At 67.2% G+C, this 6,320-nt stretch carries 6 protein-coding genes and 1 pseudogene; 5 read left to right on the top strand and 2 right to left on the bottom strand.

Annotation, left to right across the window (positions count from 1 at the left end; translation table 11 throughout):
- Positions 1-1,072 (bottom strand): ricin-type beta-trefoil lectin domain protein (locus tag ACFYP3_RS36735; protein ID WP_388842383.1); only part of this gene is annotated, 1,072 nt, incomplete at its 3' end.
- A gap of 1,343 nt (positions 1,073-2,415) precedes the next feature.
- Between ACFYP3_RS36735 and ACFYP3_RS36730 the strand changes: the two are divergent.
- From ACFYP3_RS36730 to ACFYP3_RS36710, 5 genes and pseudogenes are all read left to right on the top strand, one after another.
- Positions 2,416-2,778, top strand: a pseudogene (locus tag ACFYP3_RS36730) (transposase); the annotation flags it as partial.
- A gap of 238 nt (positions 2,779-3,016) precedes the next feature.
- Positions 3,017-3,421, top strand: a complete 405-nt coding sequence (locus ACFYP3_RS36725) for a hypothetical protein (RefSeq protein ID WP_388842385.1) — start codon at positions 3,017-3,019, stop codon at positions 3,419-3,421.
- A 425-nt stretch (positions 3,422-3,846) separates the two neighbouring features.
- Complete coding sequence (locus ACFYP3_RS36720; RefSeq protein ID WP_388842379.1) at positions 3,847-4,104, top strand: hypothetical protein; 258 nt, start codon at positions 3,847-3,849, stop codon at positions 4,102-4,104.
- An 8-nt stretch (positions 4,105-4,112) separates the two neighbouring features.
- Entirely contained in the window at positions 4,113-4,481 is a 369-nt protein-coding gene (locus tag ACFYP3_RS36715) for a hypothetical protein (protein WP_388842381.1), read from the top strand.
- 344 nt (positions 4,482-4,825) lie between these two features.
- Positions 4,826-5,446, top strand: coding sequence for a hypothetical protein (locus ACFYP3_RS36710; RefSeq protein ID WP_388842377.1), 621 nt, complete (start codon positions 4,826-4,828; stop codon positions 5,444-5,446).
- Positions 5,447-5,833: 387 nt separating this feature from the next.
- On the opposite strand, the gene ACFYP3_RS36705 is transcribed toward ACFYP3_RS36710, so the two are convergent.
- Positions 5,834-6,232, bottom strand: coding sequence for a hypothetical protein (locus tag ACFYP3_RS36705; protein WP_388842375.1), 399 nt, complete (start codon positions 6,230-6,232; stop codon positions 5,834-5,836).
- Positions 6,233-6,320 lie beyond the last annotated feature (88 nt).

Raw genomic sequence — 6,320 nt, 5'->3', positions numbered from 1 at the left:
TGGGTGTCAGGTCGATGAGGAAGCCGGGGGTACTGCTTCCGGGGGGGATGATGTAGTCGACGATGCGCTGGTAGGTTCCCTCGGCGTCCGCCCGGAACTCTGTTTGCACCGAGAACTCGCTGAGGGGACCGAAGTCCGGTGCCGGCGCAGAGACGTAGGTGGTGCCGTTGAGCGTCACTGCGGGGCCGGTCAGACCGGTCGTGTATACAGCCGTGCCGCCTTGAATGGTCGCATCGGCGTTGTTCCCGGCTTCGTCGTACACGGTCTGCCCGGAAGACGGGACCCAGTCCACCATGGGCGCGATGGTGTAAGGGTCGCAGGGGGCGATTTCCAGCTTCGTGTCCGGTGCGGTGGATTTACCGACGGGGTTGAGGCACATCCCGGAGTCGGGGTTGAACAGCCTTCCACTGTCGCTGAGCCGCCAGACCTGGCTCGGTTTCCCAGCCTCACAGGCCTGAAGATTCAGGCGGGTTCCAGCGGTTGCAGCAGGTACGGTGAGGCAGAATTTACCGTCACCGCCTTTTCCGCGGATATTGCCGGAGGGGGCATCGTACGTCCATGTCTGCGACAAGTTGTTATTGCAGGGGTAAAGGGTCGGCTCGTAATTTGCTACCCAGTTGTTTCCGGGAATATTCAGGCAGTTGCCGCCCAGCAGTCCCACCTCGCCCCAGAGCGGCGCCGCCCATGTCTGCTCAACCTGCCCGACGAAACAGTCCCACGTCTGGGGGATATCCTTATAGTCTTTGCTGTTGAAGCTGCCGAGCGGGATGGCGAGACACTTGTCCCAGGCGGGGTTGTACAGCATTCCCTGGGCATAGCCCCGACTCCATTTCTGCTTCGCAGTGTTGTCACAGGGATTGAACACCAGGGGAACACCATTCCCCACCACCGTACCCCGCGGCTCGAGACACTTCCCCTGCATCATCAGCTCACCCCCCGGGGCGAAGGTCACATCCTGACTCGCTCCACCGTTGCAGGGCCCCAGGGCCACCGGCCACCCGTCCGTAGCAAAAGTACTGTCCAGACATTTTGCTCCTGTCGGCCCTCCCAGTTGCACAGGGCCGGGACGCATACCCATCGTTCCCGGGACGGGCAGTGTATCCGCCTGGCTCACCGGACCGAACCCGACAGCCAGAGCCACAGTCAGCACCGACATGCCGGCACACTTTATCGCTTTCGCCATTTGTCCACTCCTTCTTTCTCTGCCATGAACCAAAACAGCTGGTCGATCTTTCCAGCTTGGCGCCGGCCGTCGCCGGGTGTCCCGCAAACTCGCGGCCGTCGACTATTTCGCCCCGTCACGGCCGGGAGACGGCTTCGTCCAAGGCCTTCGGCTCGGGCGTCCCAGAAACCGGGCAAGCCATATTTTTTTCTTCATCGCGGCCGCCTCAGCAGCAGTAAGCGGCTGCGGCCAGGCGGCACAGCCGGCGGGCAGAACGGAACCAGGACCGACCGCTATTTCACAATGGTCTGGCATATTTCAGGCCGAGTTCCCGTGCGACGTTACCGCGGCGGCCAAACCAGCGGCTGCGCCCATGGCCAGTGATTCGACCAGTGAGCCCTTTCAGAATGACCTTCAGCTGGACCCCTCAGACCGGCCTGAGCTGGACGAATACGGCACGGTGTCACCCGATCAGGGGCCACTCTGAAAATGCCCAGTGACTGCCAGGACCGAAAATTCCACCGAAGGGCAGTTTTATATAAGTAAATCCCTTCCATGCTCCAATCTGGTCGTCAGCAGGCACCCGGCGAGGCAGCTGCGCAGCCTCCGGATATGCGCCCATACGGAATGTCAGGCGCCCACATAACTAGAGGCCAGGAGAGCTCAGCCATGACGCCCAGCCCGGCACACACGCACCGCCTGCACCGCCACGACCCTGAGCAGGCAGGGCACGCCAACGCAGGACCGGTTCGAGCGCGCTCGGCTTGAGTTTCAACCTTCTGTGACCGCACCTCCGTTTCACGCTGTGTGGTGTCGAGTCACGCAACGGTCTTGGAGGTCGTCTGTGTCGAGAGTCGTGGACGGGGATGTGCGTCGGGAGGCGTTGGCTGAACCTTCCTGCTTCGGGCGGGGTTGCATGAGGTGCTGACGCGTCGTGGGGATGCGTTGTTCGAGCTGGTCGACGCGGTGCTGTGCGTCGGCGGTCCGGTGGTGCCGTTGCCGGAGCTGTCGCTCGAGGCGGTGCCACCGGCGCGGGCACGGGGCGCTGTACGACGCGCCGGCCGACGGCCGGATCGATGTGTCCCGACTGCGGGTCGCTCCGGCCGGCCCGACGCTGCCGCGTGGCTCCGAGCGGCAGTTGTCGATCACGCTGGATGTGACGGCGGGGCCGCGTCCGGACGCGGAGCGCTCGCCGGACGCCTTCACTGTCACCGTCCGTGCCGGTGCGACGGGACCCGGCAGACGATTCCGGGATGGCCGTACCAGGTCGCTGCCGCCCTCGGCGGGGCCGGACCTCCTGGACCGGGGTGCCGGACGCGGTCCCTCTCGGCTCCGACGACGACCCCATCGAGGTCACCGCCACCCAGATCCGAGGCCTGCTGGTCCGGCTGCGGGAAGCCGGGCAGTGGTGCGAGGGCGACCCGAAGGTGGTGTTCGTCCTCGATTCCGGTTGCGACACCGTGCGACTGGCCCGGCTGCTGCGCGAGGATTCGGTGCGACTGCTCGGGCGGATCCGTTCCGACCGGGTCATGCACCACCCGGCAGGCCGGCGCAAGGGCCCTACCAAGGGTCGCGGACCGCGTCACGGCGATGCGTTCCGCCTCGCCGACCCGGCCACCCACACCGCCCCGGCGCAAAAGTCCACCAGCCTCCACGACCGGTTCGGTGCCGTCACCGCCCGCTGCCGGGGCCGCCTCCACCCGAAACTGGAACGCCGCGGGTCCTGGAGCCGCCCACGAAGGCGACTCCCCATCATGGAAGGAACCCTGATCCACCTGGCAGTCGAGCGCCTGCCAGGCAACCGGGACCCCAAACCCATGCGGCTGTGGCACAGCGTCCCGAACGCCGACGCGCATGATGCTGACCGACCGTCCATGGCGGATCTTCCTCCGCCGGTTCGATCTCGAGCACACCTTCCGCTTCCTCCAGCAGACACTCGGCCCGACCCGCCCCCGGCTGCGCCACCCGGAGCAGGCCGACCGATGGGTGTGGCCGGTCCTGTCCGCGTACACCCGGCTCCGCCTCGCCCGGCCCCTCGCCGACGACCTCCGCAGACCCTGGGAGAAACCCATGCCACCCCACCGGCTCACCCCCGGCCGAACCCGCCGCGGCCACCGCCGCATCCGGCAGATCCTGGGCACTCCCGCGAAACCGCGCCACCCGACCCGGCCCCGGCCGCACCACCAAGCCGCACCACCCGCCCCGCACCACGTCACCCCGTCGGCAAAAACCACAGAAAAAGGACAACCCCCGGCCTGACAGCCGAGGGGAAACCTTTAAAACCAAGCTCAGAGCACCGGACAGAAACCAGGCCATGCGACCATGAGTACGCGCAAGGGAAATCCGCACGCCCCCGCTGATGGAGACAGTCCGGCTGCGGCAGCCATCGCCGCGGCTAAAGCAGACCGGCCACGTTTTCCAGACCCGCCCCATCCTGTCCTGACTCAGGCGCGCGCGTCAGCGGCAGAGAAGCGTCGGCCCTTCCGTGGGGAGGCCGGGAGGGACGGCGCGGCCCGCGCCAAGGTGACCTGGGTGAGCCAGGGCGGAGGCCCCGGACTGGGGACACCGCCGATGGCAGCATTGCACTGGTTTCAGCCAGACAACAGGTTCGTGACTGAATTCGGCCTTACCCCTAGCAGGGTACGGGTACGTACCCGTACCCTGCTGGTGGAGGGAGCTCGATGATGCCTGACGCCAATGTCCGCATTCCCGAAGAAGCCCGCGACCGGTTCGCCGCCATAGCCGCAGCGGAGGGCCTGTCGCTGCGCGCCTACCTGGCCCGGCTCGCTGAAACCATGCTCACCCCGGAGGAGCGGGCCGCGCGGGCGGAGCAGGCGCGGACCGTGCTGAAGACATGGAACGGCTACGCGCCCACTCCTGCTGAGGAGCAGGACCTCGACAACGAGCTCGACCGCCGTCTGTCTCAGGCGGCTGCCCGGTGAGCGACGCCATGCACATCGTCCTGGACGACACCGCGATGGCCGCGGCCGGCCAGGGCAACGTTCTTGCCTCGCGCCTCATCCATCGCGCCCACGCCCGGGCCGGCTGGTACCTGTACGCCCCCGCGTGCGCGCTCGTGGAAGCCGACCGTGCCCGGCCCGGCACGGCGGAACACCTTGTCTCGCTGCCGGGCATTACCGTGCTCGACCTGGACCTTCCGGCCGCTTTGGCGGTGGCTGGGCAGGACACCTGGGCGGTGGCCCACTGCCAGTACGCAGCCCAGCCGACCCCGGACCGCCCAGACGGGGCGATCATCGCCACTACCGCACCCGACCGGTGGATCGGTGAGCCAGTTCGTGTCCTGGACCTGAGGCCCTGACGACGTCGGCTGGTGGCTACCCGGCGTTGCGGATCTGGGCTCTCGACGAGCTGCTGCCAGCGGGGCGCGGACGACCTCATGACCGTCGAGCCAGCGGGCGCAGGAGCCGTCGGGCAGGCGGAGGCCGTGAAGTGGGCGATGTCGGCGTAGTAGGCGTAGTCGCCGCTCCTGGCGAGCTTGTGCAGCCGGTCGATGACGGCGCGGACCTTGTTCTCCTCGCCTTGGACGGCGTGGTGGAACGCGAGCCCGAGGTCCAGGAGAGCTTCGGCCGCGGTGATGCCCGGTGTTCCGGGTGCGGGGGACCGGCCGGAGCCGCTGTCGGTGGGGTTGGCTAATCTCCGGCCATGGATCTGCCCTACGACACCAGGCCCTCCGCGGAGGACATCGTCGCCGCCGTGCCCGGACTCGCCCCGTACGCCCTGCCGGCCGTGGTACTGGCTCCCGTACCGGGGGAACCGACAGTCCACCAGAGTTCCGTAGGTGGACCGTTGCTCTGGCCGGCTGACGAGGCGTGGCCGTGCTGCGACGTCCCGGACGAGAAGTCCGGTTCCGGCATACCAGCGACCGCCATGTTGGGGGTCGCGCAGGTGTATCGGAAGGATGCACCGGGCGACTGGTGGCCTGAGGGCAAGGATGTGTTCCAGCTTCTGTGGTGCCCCAACGTGCACTGGGATCCGCCGGCTCCACATGCCGACGTCAGCCCGGTCGCGGAGATCCGCTGGCGCAACAGCGCGGACGTGACGCGCGTCGTCGCCTCGCCCCCACTGCCTGTACGGCAGGAGGACCCGGACTACGGGTACAGCCCGGTGCCGTGCACGCTCACGCCGGTACCCCTCGTCGACTTCCCCTACCCGCAGACCTTGCCGGACGAAGAGCTCGTGGAGGCCGTGCAGGAGTACGCGGAGGCGTCCGGGGACGGAAGGTGGCCGGGATCAAGTTCGGTGGGTGGCCCACCTGGCACCTGACCGATCCTTACGATGTCCTGTGCCTGGCCTGCGGGGTGCCATGCCGCTTGCTGTTCACCGTCGCCAGCGACCACACCACCGGGATCACGGTGGGCAGGTGGGGCGACTTCCGGATCTTTTCCTGCCCAACTGGGGCAGAACGCGGCTACATCTTCGACCAGCACTGATCCACACTCGCGGTGGCCCGTCAAGTGGTGCAGACAAGCAGGCAGCCCTGCGCGCGGTACGGCGCCCCGGCCCACCACCGAACACACCGACCACCTCCAAGAGATCACGCACCGAACTGGTCCCACTGGCGCAGGCAACGACAGGCCACCGCCCGACGCAGCCACTACCGGAGAAGAACCAGCTCAGGACACGATCCGCTGCTGGAGTACTAAGAGGTTGTTAAGTCCGTTTCTGGTAGCGGCCTCGTCCGGGTTGGGTGAGGAAGCCTTGGCGGGTGAGGCGTGCGAGGCGGCTGCGGGTGATGTTGACGGATGCCTCGTCGGTGGGCATGTCGAGGAGTTCGTGCAGTTCGCGGGCCCGGAACACCTGGTCGGGGTGTTGGTTGAAGGCATTCACGATGGCCTGGTAGGTGGTGCTCGACTCGGGTGGATCGGGTTCGGTCCCGTCCGGTGCGAGTTCGGCGATGATCTTTCGGGTGGTGGCCAGGTCCGCAAGACGCGCTTCGGTTTCTGCGAGGGCGGCACTGAGATGCGCGATCTGATTGCGGAGCTCGTCCGCCCGGACCGTGGCCTCATTTTCCCGAACGTGAAGGTCCACCAGGAGTTCGGTGATGCTCAAGCGGCCAGCCCAACGGTGTCGCGCCAGGCCGGGGTGGTGGTGGTGAGGCGGCGGGCCATGTTCGCGGTGGAGGCCCAGTAGACGCGTG

The organism is Streptomyces sp. NPDC005533 (genome assembly GCF_042871845.1).
Lineage (GTDB): Bacteria > Actinomycetota > Actinomycetes > Streptomycetales > Streptomycetaceae > Streptomyces.
This window is presented reverse-complemented; position numbering and strand designations above follow the sequence as displayed.

What these genes read in the sequence shown, in the direction of transcription:
- ACFYP3_RS36725 (WP_388842385.1), top strand. Translation starts at nt 3,017, where the DNA reads ATGATGCTGACCGACCGTCCATGGCGGATCTTCCTCCGCCGGTTCGAT.
- ACFYP3_RS36715 (WP_388842381.1), top strand. Translation starts at nt 4,113, where the DNA reads ATGCACATCGTCCTGGACGACACCGCGATGGCCGCGGCCGGCCAGGGC.
- ACFYP3_RS36720 (WP_388842379.1), top strand. Translation starts at nt 3,847, where the DNA reads ATGCCTGACGCCAATGTCCGCATTCCCGAAGAAGCCCGCGACCGGTTC.
- ACFYP3_RS36710 (WP_388842377.1), top strand. Translation starts at nt 4,826, where the DNA reads ATGGATCTGCCCTACGACACCAGGCCCTCCGCGGAGGACATCGTCGCC.